The organism is Pseudomonas brassicacearum, assembly GCF_003732225.1.
GTDB lineage: Bacteria > Pseudomonadota > Gammaproteobacteria > Pseudomonadales > Pseudomonadaceae > Aquipseudomonas > Aquipseudomonas brassicacearum_E.
In genome coordinates this window covers 1-16,007 of sequence record NZ_MOBJ01000014.1, presented here as the reverse complement: position 1 = coordinate 16,007, position 16,007 = coordinate 1, and the positions used below count along the sequence as shown (strand labels likewise).

Sequence of the window (16,007 nt, the reverse complement as noted above, 5' to 3'; positions counted from 1 at the left end):
CAGGCACTTAAAGGAACCCCGCCAACGCGCAGATCCCCAAAAGCGGTGTTTCATAAAAAGGGCGTGAATTCTAACGAAAAAACCCGCGGCAAGCGCGGGTTTCTTGTAAACGGGTCAAACAGCCTTACATGCGCTGCAGATCGCGTTGGGCCAGCTGAGCGGCGGAAGTGCCCGGATATTGAGCAACCACCTGCTGCAGAATGCCTTTGACCTTGTCGGTATGACCCAGTCGGCGCTCTACATCAGCGAGCTTGTACAGCGAGTCAGGCACTTTGGCGTGCTTGGGGTACAGCTGCGAAACCTTGGCAAAAGCCTGACCTGCACCTTGCAAATCACCCTTGGCCAGGTTCACTTCGCCCAACCAGTACTGGGCATTACCCGCATACTGACTGTTCGGGTATTTGCGCAGGAATGCCGCAAACGCCTGGCTGGCCTTGTCGAAATCCTTGGCTTTGATCAGGTCGAAGGCAGCGTCGTAATAGAGCTTTTCCTTCGCCGGATCACCCGGTTCGCTGCTGGCCGCGGGTGCTTGAGTGGCAGCACTCGCACCTGCAGCTGCACCGGCGGCATTCATATCGCCACCGGCTGGAGAATTCTGAGGAGCCGCAGCGGGTGCACCGCCGGTTCCGATACGCCGATCAAGATCCTGGTATCGCTCCAGGTTTTCCTGCTTCATGCGCGCTACATCATTTTGCAGAACTTCGATTGCACCCTGTTGACGTGCAATTTGTTCCTGCATTTGTTGCAGTTGGTTGAACAGCACACCCTGTGCCGAGGCAGGGGCCGAAACCCCTCCCCCGGCATAGGCGCCGTTCGTACCGTAACCCGCAGGCGGATAACTACTCCCGCTATTGTTATAACCGGAGTTGTCATCGACCACAGGAACCGCAGCCCACACCGCAAGCGGCGCGAGGCTGAGAGCCAAAACAGTTACAGCACGACGGCACGTTCGCATGACGAATTACTTACGCAGTTCGACGCGACGGTTTTGAGCCCAGGACTGCTCGTCGTTGCCGGTAGCAACTGGACGCTCTTCGCCGTAGGAAACCAGTTCCAGCTGAGCTGGGGAAACACCTTGCAGTACCAGGTAGCGTTGAACGGCTTTCGCACGACGCTCGCCCAGTGCCATGTTGTACTCACGAGTACCACGTTCGTCGGTGTTGCCTTCCAGAACAACGCGAGCGCCGTTTGCTTTCAGGTCTTTGGCGTGAACGTCCAGAGCGCGCATGGCTTCTGGCTTCAGGTCCGAGCTGTCGTATTCGAAGTAGAAGGTGGTGATTGCGCGCAGAGCAGCTTCTTCGCTCAGGGAGCCGTCAACAGCACCAGTGTTAGCGCCGTAACCAGCGTTTGGATCAACAGCGCCTGCACCGGCGTTGTCGCCGCCTTTGGACGAGCAACCTACAGCTACAGCCATGGCCAGGGCCAGCGCAGCAAACTTACCAAACTTCAGCATTTCCATCGTGAAACTCCTAATGAACCCCAATGTGTTAAGTAAAACGTGTAGCGCCGCGTCAGTTCAGGTAAGGGGACCAGGAAGGTTCTCTGACTTCGCCTTGAGCGGTAGGAAGCGGGAGCCTTACGCGTCCATTAATGGACACGAGCATCAAGACTCCCCGGCCCTGCTGGCGGGTGGCGTAGATTACCATGGTGCCGTTGGGCGCAACAGTAGGCGACTCGTCTAGAGTGCTATCTGTCAGGATTTTTACGCTACCGCGCTGCAAATCCTGAGCCGCCACCTTGAAATTGGTGAAGCCATCCTGACGGTGAATCATGACAAGCGTCTTCTCGTCAGCTGACAATTTCGGGTTGGCGTTGTAGTTACCGATAAAGGTCACGCGCTCAGCACCGCCGCCACTTGCGCTGGTTTTGTAAACCTGTGGTTTGCCGCCACGGTCGGAGGTGAAGTAGATGGTCGAACCATCTTTACCCCAGAACGGTTCGGTGTTGATGCCAGGACCTGCAGTCACGCGGTTGATCTGGCGCGAAGCCAGGTTCATCACGTAAATATCCGGGTTACCGTCCTTGGACAGCACGAAAGCCAGGCGAGAACCATCCGGCGACCAGGCTGGAGCACCGTTCAGGCCTTCGAAGTTAGTGATCTGCTCACGGCGACCGGTGTCGATGTTCTGCATGAAAATGCGCGGACGCTTCTGCTCGAACGACACATAGGCGATGCGCTTGCCATCGGGTGCGAAACGCGGCGACAGGATCGGCTCGCGCGATTGCAGCAGGGTCACTGCGCGGGCGCCGTCATAGTCGGAACGTTGCAGCGTGTAACGAGTGTTTTTCTCGGAGAAACGCTCAGCCGTCACGTACAGCAGGCGCGTGGAGAACGCACCCTTGATGCCGGTGAGTTTTTCGAACGACTGGTCGGCAATGTAGTGCGCCATGTCGCGCAGTTGATCGACGCCGCCCGACACGCTACCGGTCAGCACTTGCTGCTCGGTGGCGACGTTGAACAGGGCGTATTGCACCTGCAGGCGACCGCCCGCCGGAACGATGCTGCCGACCATGATGTACTGGGCGCCCAGGGCCTTCCAGTCGCGGTAGATGACTTCGCTGGCCTGAGTCGGCTGGCTGATCATGTTCTGCTTGGGAATCGGCGAGTAGTAACCCGAGTTACGCAGGTCGTTACCGATGATTTCCGCCATGTCGTCCGGCAGGACGCTACCGCCCTGCAAGCCGAACGGTACGACGGCAATCGGGGTTGCCTGGGAGCTACCACTGCTGACCAGGATATTTTTTTCATCCGCTGTAGCCAGTCCTGCAAAGCAGAACATGACGACAAGCAGTCCTCGAAGAAGGTTTCTCACAAGGCTAGATCCTCAGGTGTGAATGTCATCTTGAATGAACGATAGGGAGCGAAATCACTTGGTTTCAGACCCTGCATTTCGGTCAAACGACCAATATTTTTTACTGCCGCTACCGCAGAACTGTCGAACGGCACATCACCACTGGAATGAGCTACCGAAACTCCGGAGATCGTTCCATCAGGCAACATGTTGATCTGCAAGATCACTTTCATGCCCTTGCGTGCCGACGGCGGCTGCGCCCAACCTTCAGAGGCTCGCGAACGAATCAGATCATCGAAGTTGCCCGCAGTTTCATCACCCTGCTCATCCGCCAAGGCCTGTTGACGCTGCGGCTTGTCGGAAAGCAAATCAGCCAGGGCCTGAGCCTTTTTCTCTTCGACAGATTTACGCGCGGCTTCCTGCGACTTTTTCTTCGCAGCATCGGCAGCAGCTTTCTTCTTCGCATCCTCGGCGACTTTCTTCTTCGCCTCGTCCGCTTCAGCTACCTTCTTGGCGTCTTCCGCGGCTTTCTTCTTCGCGTCTTCGACTATCTTTTTCTTCGCTGCTTCAGCGGCCGCTTTCTTGGCCTCTGCTTCAGCGGCTTCCTTGGCCTCTTCTTCGGCCTTCTTCTTGGCTATATCAGCCAATTGTTTCTGTTCGGCCTTTTTGGCTTCGGCGGTCTTCTTCGCTTCATCGGCTTTCTTGGCTTCATCAGCCTTTTTCGCCTCGTCCGCTTTTTTCGACTCGTCGGCCTTCTTGGCTTCCTCGGCTTTTTGAGCAGCCTCTTCTTTCTTTTGTTCCGCAGCCTTCACCGCTTCCTGCTCGACCTTTTTCTGTTCCATCTGTTCGACTTCGGTCTGGCGCGCAGCAGATTTCTGCGCTTCACCCGCAATCTTCTGATTGGTCTGGGTGGTCGCCCGACTTTTCGATTTCAGCTGGTACAGGGTCGCCTGGACAATCGGCTTGGCCGGCGGCAGTTCCGGGGTCATGGCAAAACTGACGAACAGCATGCCAAACACCAGCACGTGCAGGCCAATCGCCCAGACACTAGGCCAGAAGTAGCTTTCCGAGGCTGTCGGCTCTCGCTGTTGCTGCATCAGGGCGCCTCGGTAATCAAGCCAACATTACCGACCCCGGCTTTCTGCAATCCACCCATGGCGCCCATGACGGAGCCGTAGTCGACGGTCTTGTCACCGCGAATGAAGACCTGAGTACGCTTGCCGTTATCGTTGCCAACACGAATGATCTTGGTCACCGCGTCAGTCATCTGCGGCAGGGTCATGGCCCTGTCCTGCTGCTTCTCGGTGTCGACTTCGCTGCCAAGGTTCCAGTAATAGGTCTTGTCAGACTTGATCGAAATGGTCAGGACCTGGGTGTTGTTGTCTTGCGGCAAGGCTTCGCTGGAAACCTTGGGCAGATCAACTTTCACGCCCTGATTGAGCATCGGTGCGGTCACCATGAAGATGACCAGCAGTACCAGCATCACGTCGATGTAAGGCACCACGTTCATCTCGGCAACCGGCTTGCGCTTTTTGCGAGCTCGAGCGATTAAAGCCATTGGGAATTACCTGCTTATTCTTCGCTGGTGTGCACTTTGCGGTGCAGGATCGCCTGGAACTCATCGGCGAAGGTGTAGTAACGGCCGAGCAAGGTTTCGCTGCGAGCGGCGAAACGGTTGTAAGCGATTACCGCTGGAATGGCTGCGAACAGACCGATAGCGGTCGCGACCAGTGCTTCGGCGATACCTGGAGCCACGGTGGCCAGGGTCGCTTGCTGGGCAGCCGCCAGACCACGGAAGGAGTTCATGATGCCCCAGACCGTACCGAACAGACCGATGTACGGGCTGACGGAGCCGACGGTGGCAAGGAACGGCAGGCTCTGTTCGAGCTTTTCTTCTTCGCGGGAAATGGCCACGCGCATGGCGCGCGCCACACCTTCCATGACCGCTTCCGGATCAACGCCGGACTGCTGACGCAGACGGGAGAACTCCTTGAAACCGGCGCGGAAGATCTGCTCTACACCAGAATCCGGGTCAGGGTTGCTACCGGCCTGGCGGTAGAGTTTGGACAAGTCGATACCCGACCAGAAGCGCTCTTCAAAGCTCTCCAGGGCACGGCGACCGGCGCGCAGCAGGTTGCTGCGCTGAAAAATCATGATCCACGAGGTCACCGATGCGGCTACCAGGATCAGCATTACCAACTGCACCACAACGCTGGCATTGCTGACCAGGCTCCACATGGAGGTATGGTCGACGACGTTAGCTTCCACGCTTTATCTCCTGCTCTGAGTGTGTACCCGCGCCGCTCTCGTCGGCAAAGGCCGCACGTAGAGCTTCGGGAATGGCCCGGGGTTTCAAACTATGGGTGCGCACACAGGCCACCAAAAACTGCCCTTCGCAGAGCAGTACGTTATCCGCGGCTCGCCTGACCTGCTGTTTAAAGCGCAGGCTGACACGGTTCAATTCGATTACTTCAGCACTTACCAGAAGCTCGTCGTCCAGTCGCGCCGGCGCGTGATAGCGCGCTTCGCTGGAATGCACGACGAACAACAGGTCCTCCCCTGCCAGCTGCGATTGGGCAAAGCCCAGTTCTCGTAGCCGCTCGGTTCGAGCCCGCTCCATAAACTTGAGGTAATTAACGTAATACACGATGCCGCCGGCATCGGTGTCCTCGTAATAAACGCGACAACGATGTGCGAACGACTCCAGCCCGTTTTGCGCGCGCATACTCTAGTGCTTACTCCTCAGGTTGCCAATCCGGCCAGGCAACTGTTTTTCATTCTCGAACGACTTTCGTGCGAAAGATCGGCAATTGCAGTCCCCTAGGACCACACAAAGCCGAAATAAATCAGCACACAGAGGTCGTCATTCGTCTGTTGCATCAAGAAACTCGTCTACCACGGGCATCTCACCCAATCGCGACGGTATATTCAAACCAAAATGCAGGTACGCATGCCGGGTCACTACCCGTCCACGCGGGGTCCGCATGATATAGCCTTGCTGAATCAGATAGGGTTCAAGCACGTCCTCGATGGTGTGTCGCTCCTCGCTGATCGCTGCCGCCAGACTGTCCACCCCGACCGGACCGCCATCGAACTTCTCGATCATGGTCAACAGCAGACGCCGGTCCTGGTGATCGAAGCCACGCTCATCAACGTCCAGCAGGTTCAGCGCCAGATCGGCGATAGGTTTAGTGATATGCCCCTTTGCCCGGACTTCGGCAAAATCGCGCACCCGACGCAACAAACGGTTGGCAATACGCGGCGTACCACGGGCTCGACGAGCGATTTCAAAGGCGCCCTCCGGGTCCAGCGGCAAACCGAGAATGGTCGCCGAACGGCTGACGATGGTCGCCAGATCCGCGGTGTTGTAGAACTCCAGGCGCTGAACGATACCGAAGCGGTCACGCAACGGGTTGGTCAGCATCCCGGCGCGGGTGGTAGCACCAACCAGCGTGAAAGGTGGCAGGTCGAGCTTGATCGAACGCGCCGCCGGCCCTTCACCGATCATGATGTCGAGCTGGAAGTCTTCCATGGCCGGGTACAGCACTTCTTCGACAATCGGTGACAGCCGGTGGATTTCATCGATGAACAGCACATCATGAGGTTCGAGGTTGGTCAGCAGCGCCGCCAAGTCACCCGGACGCTCAAGGACCGGCCCCGAGGTGCTTTTGATCGACACACCCATTTCCTGGGCAATGATGTTGGCCAAGGTGGTTTTACCCAGCCCCGGCGGACCGAAGATCAGCGTGTGATCGAGGGACTCGTTGCGTCCACGGGCAGCCTGGATGAACAACTCCATCTGCTCGCGAACGGTCGGCTGGCCGATGTATTCGGCCAGGCTGACGGGACGAATCGCGCGGTCCTGGACTTCTTCGCGGTCACGGGGGCCACCCGTGGCGGCGATCAGACGATCAGCGTCAATCACTTAAATCATTCCCTTCAGGGCGCGACGAATCAGGTCTTCACTGCTCAAACCTTTCTCCTTGATGGCAGAAATCGCCTTGCTGGCCTCTTGCGGCTTATAGCCAAGGGAAATCAGCGCGCTCACCGCATCGTTTTCGGCGGTGACCACCGGCATCGGTGCATCCGGCTGGTTCGGTACCAATGCGAACATACTTGGCACGGTTTCCCAGGCCTTGAAGCGATCCTTGAGTTCCACCAACAAACGCTCGGCAGTCTTCTTGCCGACGCCCGGCACCTTGGTCAGCGCCGAGGTGTCCTGCGCCTGCACGCAGCGCACCAGTTCATCGACTTCAAGGCTCGACATCAAGGCCAACGCCAGCTTGGGGCCCACGCCATTGAGGCGGATCAGCTCACGGAAAAAATCGCGATCACGCTTGCCAATGAAACCGTAGAGCAACTGGGCGTCTTCGCGCACGACCAAATGGGTGTGCAAGGCGATCGTCTCTCCGACCGACGGCAGTCGATAGAGCGTGGTCATCGGCACTTCCAGCTCATAGCCCAGGCCGTTTACATCCAGAATCAGGTGCGGCGGCTGTTTCTCAGCCAAGGTGCCGCGCAAACGTCCAATCACGTTTCAAATCCTTAAGCGTTGGCCAGAACTGGCTGACGAGTACCAAAGTGAGCGTGGCTGCCGACAAAACAGGCGCAAAACGCTCAACGGACAAAATGAGTGGGCTGATGCTATCAGATCAGAGGCGAAGGCGACCGCCGCGACTGCGAGCCGTGCCCAGACCATGGGGTAACAGACTGGAACGGGTGTGAGCATGACAAATGGCGATTGCCAGGGCGTCCGAGGCATCGATTTGCGGCTTGCTGGTCAGTTTCAGCATGTGCATGACCATCATCTGCACCTGCTCTTTATTTGCCGCACCGGTTCCGGTCACTGCCTGTTTGACCTGGGTTGCGGTGTATTCGGCAATTTCCAGGCTTTCTTCGGCACCGGCGACGATGGCGGCGCCGCGAGCCTGACCGAGCTTCAGGGCCGAGTCGGCATTGCGGGCCATAAAGACCTTTTCGATCCCCATGGTGACCGGACCGTAGGTCTGAATGACTTCGCGCACACCGCGATAAACAATTTGCAAGCGCTCAGGTAACTCGCCGCTGCCGGTACGAATACAGCCCGAGGCCACGTACACGCAGCCACGGCCGGTATCGCGTACCACGCCATAACCGGTAATGCGTGAACCGGGGTCGATACCAAGAATTAAAGTCATAACGCCTGCGGGTTTAGAGAGTGAGGCCAGCATGGAACAGGCTGTGTCGGGCGCACATTTTGTAGCCCTACAGAGAACCCTGTGGGAGCCGGGCTTGCCCGCGATAGCGGTAGAACATTCAACATCAATGTCGAGCCTGCCGACGTCATCGCGGGCAAGCCCGGCTCCCACACTAGATCTGCGTCGCCCTTCAACCGAGCTGTTGGGCCACCGATTCCGGAATGTCCGCGTTGGAATAAACGTTCTGCACGTCATCCAGGTCTTCGAGCATGTCGATCAGCTTGAGGACTTTCTCCGCGCCTTCCAGGTCCAGTTCGGCACTGGTGGTCGGCAGCATGACGATTTCTGCGTCATGACCTTTGAACCCGGCCGCTTCCAGGGCATTACGCACCGAGTAGAAGCCAGCGAACGAGGTGAACACGTCAATCGAACCGTCTTCGTGGGTGACCACGTCATCGGCGTCGGCTTCCATGGCCGCTTCCATCAGCGCGTCTTCGTCGACGCCCGGCGCGAAGGAAATCTGCCCCTTGCGCTCGAACAGGTAGGCCACCGAACCGTCGGTCCCCAGGTTGCCGCCACATTTGCTGAACGCGTGACGGACAGCTGCTGCGGTGCGATTGCGGTTATCGGTCATGCACTCGACCATCACCGCTACGCCGCCCGGGCCATAGCCTTCGTAGCTCAACTCGACCATGTCATCGGTGTCGGCAGCGCCGGCGCCACGGGCCACAGCGCGATCGATGATGTCACGGCTCATGTTGGCGCCAAGGGCTTTGTCCAACGCCAGACGCAAACGCGGGTTGGAACCCGGATCACCGCCACCCTGACGGGCCGCGACGGTCAGCTCACGAATCCACTTGGTGAAAATCTTGCCCTTCTTGGCATCCTGACGTTCTTTGCGGTGCTTGATGTTCGCCCACTTGGAATGACCCGCCATAACTCGCTCCGAATTCTCTTTAAAACAACTCTCTTTAAAACAATGCCCGCACACCCATGAAGGCGAGCGGGCAACACAATCTGGATCTGACGCCCTGGCGCATCGAACGATGCGCCAAGGTGCTCAGTCTTACTCAGCCTTAGGCTGTTCGCGCAGACGAATGTGCAGCTCGCGCAGCGCCTTGGCATCGACCAGGCCAGGTGCCTGAGTCATGACGCAGGCAGCGCTCTGGGTTTTCGGGAAGGCGATCACTTCACGAATCGACTGGGCGCCAGTCATCAGCATCACCAGACGGTCCAGACCGAAGGCCAGGCCACCGTGCGGCGGTGCGCCGTATTTCAGGGCGTCGAGCAGGAAGCCGAATTTCTCTTCCTGTTCCGCTTCGCTGATACCCAGCAGACGGAAGACCGATTGCTGCATTTCCTTGCGGTGGATACGGATCGAACCGCCACCCAGCTCGGTGCCGTTCAGCACCATGTCGTAGGCACGGGACAGAGCGGTCGCCGGGTTGGCTTCGAGCTCTTCTGGCGTGCACTTCGGTGCGGTGAACGGGTGGTGCAAGGCGGTGAAGCTGCCGTCGTCGTTCTCTTCGAACATCGGGAAGTCGACAACCCACATCGGTGCCCACTCGCAAGTCAGCAGGTTCAGGTCGTGACCGACCTTGATCCGCAGTGCGCCCAGCGCTTCGCTGACGATCTTGGCCTTGTCGGCGCCGAAGAACACGATGTCGCCATCAACCGCGCCAACGCGATCGAGGATCACATTGAGGTTGGCTTCAGGGATATTTTTGACGATAGGCGATTGCAGCCCCTCGACGCCCTTCGCGCGCTCGTTGACCTTGATGTACGCCAGGCCCTTGGCACCGTAGATGCCGACGAACTTGGTGTAGTCGTCGATCTTGCTGCGCGGCATGCTCGCCCCGCCCGGAACGCGCAGAGCGGCGATACGGCTTTTCGGGTCGTTGGCCGGGCCACTGAAGACCTTGAAGTCGACTTCCTTGAGCTGGTCGGCAACGTCAACCAGTTCCAGCGGGTTACGCAGGTCCGGCTTGTCGGAACCGTAACGACGCATGGCTTCGTCCCAGGTCATGTGCGGGAACTCACCGAACTCCAGACCCAGCACTTCCTTGAACAGGTTGCGGATCATGCCTTCGGTCAGGCCCATGATCTCGGCTTCGTTGAGGAAGCTGGTCTCGATGTCGATCTGGGTGAATTCCGGCTGACGGTCGGCACGCAGGTCTTCGTCACGGAAGCACTTGGCGATCTGGTAGTAACGATCGAAGCCGGCAACCATCAGCAGCTGCTTGAACAGCTGCGGCGATTGCGGCAAGGCGAAGAAGCTGCCGGCGTGAGTACGGCTCGGCACCAGATAGTCACGCGCACCTTCCGGGGTAGCGCGGGTCAGAATCGGTGTCTCGACGTCGAGGAAGCCGTTCTCGTCCAGGTAGCGACGGATGCTGGTGGTCATGCGCGAACGCAGACGCAGCTTCTCGAGCATTTCCGGACGACGCAGGTCGATGAAGCGATAACGCAGGCGGGTTTCTTCGCCAACGTCGGAGAACTCGTTGAGCGGGAACGGCGGGGTTTCCGCTTCGTTCAATACTTCCAGCTCGTAGCCCAGTACTTCGATCATGCCCGAAGTCATGTTGGCGTTCCCGGCGCCGGCCGGACGCAGACGCACCTTACCGGTGATCTTGACCACGTATTCGCTGCGCACACGGTCGGCGGCGGCGAAGGTTTCGGCGCGATCCGGATCGAACACCACCTGGGCCAGGCCTTCACGATCACGGATATCGAGGAAAATCACCCCGCCGTGGTCACGACGACGGTGGACCCATCCGCAAAGGGTAACTTCCTGACCTTCCAGGCTTTCGTTCAGTTGGCCGCAATAATGGCTGCGCATCATGGTAGTGGTTTCACTTCTCGTAATTCGAAATTCGTTTGGAGGCCTTGCGCAGATGATGCAAGAGCTCACGCGTGTCGTTCAACTTAGTCAGCTTTGTCGCCGCCGGCCAGATTCTTCTTCGAACCGGTTTTGAAGTCGGTCTCGTACCAGCCGGTGCCGCTGAGGCGGAAACCTGGCATGGACAGCATTTTTTTCAGCTCGGGTGCCTGGCAGGCAGGGCAGTCGACCAACGGTGCTGCGCTGATCTTCTGAATGGCTTCCAACTGATGACCACAGGAAGCACATTGATAGTCGTACATCGGCATGGGGTTGTCTCGGCAATCAGATTATTACCGCGCAAACGTTGGGTTTCGCGGCAAAGGGCGGGATTATATCCATTAAATCGAGCCTGTGCAGCCGTAACACGGCACAGGCGCGTACTCATCCAGATCCGTTGACGACACGACACCCGATCACACCCGCCATCGCGCTGACGCACTGCGCGTCATTCAGCGCTACCAGCGCCCTCGCTCAAGCTGTGTACAACACACACCACCCGGACCAGCCCGCTGAAATTCTTTACCCCGCCGTGTCGCAGATGGACCTCTCTATCGACATAGGAAAGCAAAGCGCTCACCGAACAACAATTGATTTTCGCCATCTTGGCCAGAATGTCCCAATAGACCTGCTCAAGCCGTAAACAGGTGGCGAAACCATTCAAACGCACTGACCGGGACAATGGGCGCGCCAACCCCATATCAAACTCCCGAACAAAAGGATCTATTTTTACATCTGGAAACCTGGCGGCCTCCCGAACGCCCTGCACTATTTCTTGAACCATACCGTTGACACTCCTTTGTCATACTTGATTTCAATAAGAGCAACCCTCTATTTCCTTATAGAAACGCAAGCGGATGGTGATTATCCAGATGACTTTATGACCATCAACGTAGGACAAGCCAACAACAGCAGGGAGACCATTAACACGGTCCTACAGACATCTATAAAGCAGGATTCCAGCGCAGGAAAAGTCAAAACCTCAGCGCGAAAGAAGCCGCAAAAGGCTCGGACATCGCCCCATCAGAGGAGCCTTGCGCTCCAAGGATGGGGAACGCGCTGATGGCGCCGTCCGGAAACCATCAGCATGGACAGCATTACTGAGGCCCACCTCGCAGCCTGGGATCACGCAAGCACCTGCGACAAATTGTGTCCGACGCCCATAACCCCCACGAAATCAAGACGCCTCGTTTGCCCGCGACAGGCTCTGGATCGGGCCTTCGGGTGACACCTGCGGACAACGTCACGCAAACCATCGATCCGTCCCTTCCCGCGCTGCCTGCGCTTGATTTGAGAAGGTCTGGGCTTTGCTGTTAAATAGAGAGCGTGTCGCTGCCTCTATTTCCCTGGGCGCAGCGCATAGGCTGATACCGGGTACGTGTCCAGCGCCTCCCATTGTTCAGAAGCGAACCGTGCTCAATCAGCTCTTCCTTGTGATCCGTCTTAACGTGAGTTAATCAAAATGTTGAAAATCGTCCACCTGCTAACGGGCGCAGCGGCTCTGCTGCTGTCCTTCATCCCTAGCTTGCGAACCGAAGCCGTACCTTACCTGCAACAACCTGACGCGCTGTACCTGGCGTTCTTCGGCTTGCTCAACCTGACCCTCGCTCCCGTGATTCCTTACTGGAACAAAGGTCCTCGTCACCAACTGCAAAATCTGGTCAGCGCCTTGCTGGTGCTTGCCGTTGTCCTGCAAACCCTGACACTCCTCGCTCCGATGCCGGTCATTGGTGGTCAGCCTGCAGTTCTGCTTAGCCTCGTCGTCGCCCTGATTGCCGTCGCTCTGCACCTGGCAATCAGCTTCTATAAATCCTCTCCTGCCGCCGCTACGCAAAATTACGACATGACCAATCGTGATACCGGCACCGTCAAGTGGTTCAACACCTCCAAAGGTTTCGGCTTCATTTCCCGTGACTCCGGAGACGATATTTTCGTGCACTTCCGTGCAATCCGTGGCGAAGGTCACCGCGTACTGGTCGAAGGCCAGCGCGTGGAGTTCTCCGTCATGAACCGAGACAAGGGCCTGCAAGCTGAAGATGTGATCGCGGCTTTGCCGCGTCGCTGATTTCAGTAGCGCAATAAAAAAACCGCGATGCAGCCAAAGCGCATCGCGGTTTTTTATTGCCTGTCGAATCGTTGCCGCAACCAGTACTCAGTAATGCGGTGGCGGAGCCTCTTCTTCGAAAGACTCGAACTGACCGACCATCTCCTCCTGGCGCTTGAGTAACGCGGCCATTTGCAACTGCAAGCGTTCGACCACTCGCTGCTGCGTCACCAGCACATCATTCATTGCTTCAATAGTGTCATCCTGAAACGCCAGACGACTTTCCAGCTCGGTAACGCGTTCTTCCAGGCTCATGATTCAGCCCTCCAGAAACGTGAAGTCATCGGTCAAAACCAAACGCAGCCGTTCGCGAATTACTGCCACTTCTTCGGCACTGTAAGGTTTGGCCGGGTGTTTGCCCCAGACCGGGGCTGGCCAGGCGGCATCATCGCGCTTGCGCACAATGACATGCATGTGCAACTGACTAACCACATTACCCAGGGTCGCGACATTCAACTTGTCGGCGTCGAACGAATCCTTGAGCGTTTCAGCCAACTCTGTTGTTTCCCGCCACAATTGCAACTGGTCGGTGACATCCAGTTGAAACAACTCGCTGACATCCTCACGACGCGGCACCAGGATGAACCAGGGGTAATTCGAATCATTGGACAGCAACAACCGGCTTAGAGGGAAATCCCCAATCGGCAGGGTGTCTTGTTCAAGTCGTGGATCTAAAGCGAACACCGCACACACTCCCGTACCGTTCATAAGATTCAGTTTAGCGCCCAGCCCCGAAGGCTGATCGCCAGCAACATACCAGCAGCATACCCGCGAACGCCCCACGGATCACGGCGAAAAAACCTGCTGTACACCCTGAGCCTGGCGACCAGAAAAAACGTTCAACACGCGAACGCCCTGACACCGAACATTTTTTTCATCGCCGCACCAAATCAGAACTGGAGCCATGGACTTCGTCAAAAAATCAACGACCTATCCGCGAATGCGGACCTGCTTTCGAGGCGTCACTGTATAAATTTCGTACAGCCTTGAAAAAGTTTTGCACCAAATCGGCACAGTGCGTCTACGCTAAAACCGTCGAGCATCCGCCGTCTACTCACTCGCGAGGGTGAACCAGTAACATTTTTGTGCTGCTACCCATGCTCCTTCGTGGTGCAACACCAGAAGAACCATGGAGTCAAGTCCAAACAAATCGACCTTGAAAGCCCCGGTTTCATGCGGTTTCGGTAATCAATACCGGGGATTTTGAAAAAAACGGCAACAAATAGCCGATTTGTGCACGCTTGTTGCATTCATTCACACATCGTCTATAAGGCATCCGCGGGAAGTGGGGAACCTTAAGGCTCATAACAATAGCGGCATGGCTGCCCAGGGAGATTCAAGTGTACGACAGGGATTTCTTTTTTCTGATGCTGAAGCCTTGGAAAACAACGCTGAAGTAGTCAGTCCGAATGGATAAAAATTGTTGATTTGCGACCTCTAACGCGCATTTTGCGACAGGGCCGTAAAGAAGCTGAAAGGTTAGATACGCAAGTATCGCCAACATTGTCGGCGTGATATAAGTTTGCGCCGACACAAAAAGAAAGAGCCGCCCAGATAATAAATCAGGTGGGACGGCAGTACTCTTCTAAAAACCAAAGGAGCAAATCACGATGCGCGTGATGAAGTGGAGCATGATCGCCCTGGCTGTTACTGCAGCTACCGGCACCCAAGTCGCTATGGCCGACCCGTTTGTAACCGACCAGGCTGACGCAAAAGGTTTCGTTGAAGGCGCCTCGGCTGGCGTGGTTCTGAAGAACTACTACTTCAACCGTGACAACAAAGGCGGCAATGACCAGATCGACTGGACCCAAGGCGTACTGGGCAAATTCAGTTCCGGCTACACCCAAGGTACTGTTGGTGTTCGTGTCGAAGGCTTCGGCGATGCCGGCTTTAAACTGGACGGTTCAGACGGGCATGCTGGCACGGGTAACATGAGCTACTCCGTGGACAGCGCCAATAATAAACACGTCAACGACAGCATGGGTAAAGCAGGCGCGGCAGTAGCTGTTCGCATCTCCAAAACCGAGCTGAAATTTGGTGACCAGACGCCTACCACTGCTCCAGTATTCGCTCTCGGTGGCAGCCGCCTGTTCCAGCAGACCGCTCGTGGTTTCCAACTGCAGAGCAGCGAAGTCAAAGACCTCGATCTCGAAGCCGGTCACTTCTATGCTGGTAGCAGCCAGGACCAGATGACGATGCAGGGCAATCTCCGGACTGCATATGCGGGCACCACCGTAGAGTCCGCCGATTATCTGGGTGGCAAATACGGCATCAATGAGAACCTGAGCGTTTCCCTCTACGGTGCCAAGCTCAAGGACACCTGGAATCAGTACTACGCCAACACGAACTACACCCTTCCGTTGGCGACTGACCAGTCCCTGAACTTCGACGTCAACGTCTATCACACAACTGACACCGGCGCAGCGAAAGCAGGCAAGATCGACAACACTGCCTACTCGCTGGCGGCTGCCTACTCTTTCCTGAAGGCGCACACCTTTACCCTGGCATTCCAACAGGTACACGGTGATACACCATTCGACTACATCGGTGTGGGCGATCGCCAAGACCGTGGTGGCGATTCGATCTTCCTGGCCAACTCCATCCAGTATTCTGACTTTAACGGTCCTGGTGAGAAATCCGTCCAGGCACGTTATGACCTGAAAATGGCTGAATACGGCGTACCAGGCCTGAGCTTCATGGCTCGTTATGTCCACGGCCAAGGCATCGACGGTACTCATGCTGATCCTGACGGCCAGTATGTTGGTCAGTACGGCAAAGATGGCAAGCACTTCGAAACCAACCTGGAAGCCAAGTACGTTGTTCAGGCCGGTCCTCTCAAAGACCTGTCCTTCCGTGCACGCCAAGCCTGGCACAGAGCTAACAATGACGACTCGGGCGAAGGCAGCATCAACGAGTTCCGCCTGATCACCGAGTACCCGCTGAACATCCTGTAATCGCTACGACTACAGTTGTTCGCTTGATATAAAAAAGGCCCATCACTGATGTAATGCTGTTCACTTAAGCATTTGAGTCCACGCCGGGCTTCCTAGAAAATC

Annotated in this window: 18 protein-coding genes; 2 read left to right on the top strand and 16 right to left on the bottom strand. The window is 56.8% G+C overall.

The annotated features are described in order from the left end of the window. Positions 1-124: 124 nt before the first annotated feature. From ybgF to BK659_RS19745, 14 genes are all read right to left on the bottom strand, one after another. Positions 125-955 carry a tol-pal system protein YbgF gene (gene ybgF / locus BK659_RS19810; protein WP_123426663.1) on the bottom strand — a complete coding sequence of 277 codons (831 nt, stop codon included), beginning with the start codon at positions 953-955 and terminating at the stop codon, positions 125-127. A gap of 6 nt (positions 956-961) precedes the next feature. Then, positions 962-1,459 (bottom strand): peptidoglycan-associated lipoprotein Pal, encoded by a 498-nt coding sequence (gene pal, locus BK659_RS19805; protein WP_123426662.1) that lies wholly within the window; start codon positions 1,457-1,459, stop codon positions 962-964. A 52-nt stretch (positions 1,460-1,511) separates the two neighbouring features. After that, complete coding sequence (gene tolB, locus BK659_RS19800) at positions 1,512-2,780, bottom strand: Tol-Pal system beta propeller repeat protein TolB (RefSeq protein WP_221178162.1); 1,269 nt, start codon at positions 2,778-2,780, stop codon at positions 1,512-1,514. 29 nt (positions 2,781-2,809) lie between these two features. Next, on the bottom strand, positions 2,810-3,889 hold the full coding sequence (gene tolA / locus BK659_RS19795; RefSeq protein ID WP_123426660.1) for a cell envelope integrity protein TolA: 1,080 nt from the start codon (positions 3,887-3,889) through the stop codon (positions 2,810-2,812). Next, a complete protein-coding gene (gene tolR, locus BK659_RS19790) occupies positions 3,889-4,341 on the bottom strand; it encodes a protein TolR (RefSeq protein WP_185015429.1) in 453 nt (150 codons plus the stop codon). The genes tolA and tolR overlap by 1 nt, the downstream gene beginning before the upstream one ends. Before the next feature lie 23 nt (positions 4,342-4,364). Next, the gene (tolQ, locus tag BK659_RS19785; RefSeq protein WP_123426658.1) at positions 4,365-5,060 is read right to left on the bottom strand and encodes a protein TolQ; all 696 of its coding nucleotides are present in this window, start codon (positions 5,058-5,060) and stop codon (positions 4,365-4,367) included. Continuing rightward, positions 5,050-5,517 (bottom strand): tol-pal system-associated acyl-CoA thioesterase, encoded by a 468-nt coding sequence (gene ybgC, locus BK659_RS19780; protein WP_123426657.1) that lies wholly within the window; start codon positions 5,515-5,517, stop codon positions 5,050-5,052. Before ybgC ends, tolQ begins: the two co-directional genes overlap by 11 nt. A 138-nt stretch (positions 5,518-5,655) precedes the next feature. Further along, complete coding sequence (gene ruvB, locus BK659_RS19775; protein WP_123426656.1) at positions 5,656-6,717, bottom strand: Holliday junction branch migration DNA helicase RuvB; 1,062 nt, start codon at positions 6,715-6,717, stop codon at positions 5,656-5,658. Next, the gene (ruvA, locus tag BK659_RS19770) at positions 6,718-7,326 is read right to left on the bottom strand and encodes a Holliday junction branch migration protein RuvA (RefSeq protein ID WP_123426655.1); all 609 of its coding nucleotides are present in this window, start codon (positions 7,324-7,326) and stop codon (positions 6,718-6,720) included. A 118-nt stretch (positions 7,327-7,444) separates the two neighbouring features. Beyond that, positions 7,445-7,969 carry a crossover junction endodeoxyribonuclease RuvC gene (ruvC, locus tag BK659_RS19765; protein WP_123426654.1) on the bottom strand — a complete coding sequence of 175 codons (525 nt, stop codon included), beginning with the start codon at positions 7,967-7,969 and terminating at the stop codon, positions 7,445-7,447. A 190-nt stretch (positions 7,970-8,159) separates the two neighbouring features. Then, positions 8,160-8,906 carry a YebC/PmpR family DNA-binding transcriptional regulator gene (locus tag BK659_RS19760; RefSeq protein WP_123426653.1) on the bottom strand — a complete coding sequence of 249 codons (747 nt, stop codon included), beginning with the start codon at positions 8,904-8,906 and terminating at the stop codon, positions 8,160-8,162. 129 nt (positions 8,907-9,035) lie between these two features. Beyond that, the gene (gene aspS / locus BK659_RS19755) at positions 9,036-10,811 is read right to left on the bottom strand and encodes an aspartate--tRNA ligase (RefSeq protein ID WP_071553664.1); all 1,776 of its coding nucleotides are present in this window, start codon (positions 10,809-10,811) and stop codon (positions 9,036-9,038) included. An 83-nt stretch (positions 10,812-10,894) separates the two neighbouring features. Next, a complete protein-coding gene (locus BK659_RS19750) occupies positions 10,895-11,116 on the bottom strand; it encodes an FmdB family zinc ribbon protein (protein ID WP_010457489.1) in 222 nt (73 codons plus the stop codon). 179 nt (positions 11,117-11,295) lie between these two features. Next, entirely contained in the window at positions 11,296-11,631 is a 336-nt protein-coding gene (locus tag BK659_RS19745; protein ID WP_123426652.1) for a ribbon-helix-helix domain-containing protein, read from the bottom strand. Between the two features lie 678 nt (positions 11,632-12,309). On the opposite strand from BK659_RS19745, the gene BK659_RS28175 reads away from it, so the two are divergent. Then, positions 12,310-12,912 carry a cold-shock protein gene (locus tag BK659_RS28175; protein WP_123426651.1) on the top strand — a complete coding sequence of 201 codons (603 nt, stop codon included), beginning with the start codon at positions 12,310-12,312 and terminating at the stop codon, positions 12,910-12,912. An 87-nt stretch (positions 12,913-12,999) separates the two neighbouring features. Here the strand turns inward: BK659_RS28175 and BK659_RS19735 are convergent, their stop codons facing one another. Both BK659_RS19735 and BK659_RS19730 read right to left on the bottom strand, forming a co-directional pair. Beyond that, positions 13,000-13,206: a SlyX family protein gene (locus BK659_RS19735; protein WP_123426650.1), complete on the bottom strand. Its 207-nt coding sequence runs from the start codon at positions 13,204-13,206 to the stop codon at positions 13,000-13,002. Between the two features lie 3 nt (positions 13,207-13,209). Next, entirely contained in the window at positions 13,210-13,635 is a 426-nt protein-coding gene (locus BK659_RS19730; RefSeq protein ID WP_123426649.1) for an HIT domain-containing protein, read from the bottom strand. A 926-nt stretch (positions 13,636-14,561) separates the two neighbouring features. On the opposite strand from BK659_RS19730, the gene BK659_RS19725 reads away from it, so the two are divergent. After that, a complete protein-coding gene (locus BK659_RS19725; protein WP_123426648.1) occupies positions 14,562-15,905 on the top strand; it encodes an OprD family porin in 1,344 nt (447 codons plus the stop codon). Positions 15,906-16,007 lie beyond the last annotated feature (102 nt).